The following is an 897-nucleotide window of genomic DNA, read 5'->3' as shown; positions in this document are numbered from 1 at the left end:
TCTTACCGACGCCTCCAGAACTCGAGAATGAGCCCAGAACGATGAACCGAGTACTTTCCGCATTATTGTTGACCGCCGTGAGTCTTTCGATTTTCGCGGGGCAATCGGCCCAAGCAGCCGGACCGAAACTGCGTGCGTTTACCAACGAGACCGCCCGCTTTGATGCGTTGATGCCAGCCGGTGTGACCAACGAGACGATCCCAGGGAAAAACCTGGTTGACACCGAATACCGTTCAACGGCCCACGTCAGTGGTGCCAAGTTTCAGGTGCGTGTGCGTGTCCTCATTCCGATCGAAATTGACGACAAGGATTTGCTCGACCAGTACGGCGAGAGCATGGTTGAGCAAGCCGAAGAGCAATACATCAAAGCGTTCGGGCAGCCATCGAGTTCCAAGCGAATGACGCAGAATGGTTCGAAGGGCAAAGACTTCACGTTCCGAATTTCCGGCAGTCGGACACGCGACGGCAAGGATCTCGTTATTCGCCGCCGGATACTTTTCGATGGTCAACGGTTGTATCAGGTCATCGCCGAGGGGGCCCCGAGCGTGATGGATTCTCGCCAGACGAACGACTTCATGGATTCCGTCGGACCGATGCTCTAACAACCTGTCGGAAAATCGCGGCTAACGCCGATCGGCTGATTCGCCTTCGGATAGCCGCTAAGAATTGCTTTGCGAATTCGATAGGCTTGATGCAGTGTGCTGCCTCACGTAAATGAGGTGTGAGAACTACGCTGCTTTTTTACACGGAACTTGTGAGGTGCGTGCAAGAATCGCCAATGCTGTTTAGCTAGAATTCCCGGTCCCTTCTTTCATTTCGAGACCAGTGGACCGTTGGCGGTAAGACATTGATGCGGAAGCAACAGAGTTGTTTTTTTCTAGTATTCGTTTGGCTATT

At 53.1% G+C, this 897-nt stretch carries 1 protein-coding gene; it reads left to right on the top strand.

Annotated elements, in window-relative coordinates; translation table 11 throughout:
- Nucleotides 1–602: hypothetical protein (locus RSSM_RS04670; protein ID WP_236620941.1), on the top strand; the 602-nt coding region annotated here is incomplete at its 5' end.
- Between the last annotated feature and the right edge of the window lie 295 nt (nucleotides 603–897).

The sequence above is a fragment of the Aporhodopirellula sallentina SM41 genome (assembly GCF_000346505.1).
Taxonomy (GTDB): domain Bacteria; phylum Planctomycetota; class Planctomycetia; order Pirellulales; family Pirellulaceae; genus Rhodopirellula; species Rhodopirellula sallentina.
Note: the sequence above shows the minus strand (reverse complement) of the source record. Positions and strands in the feature narration are given on the sequence as shown.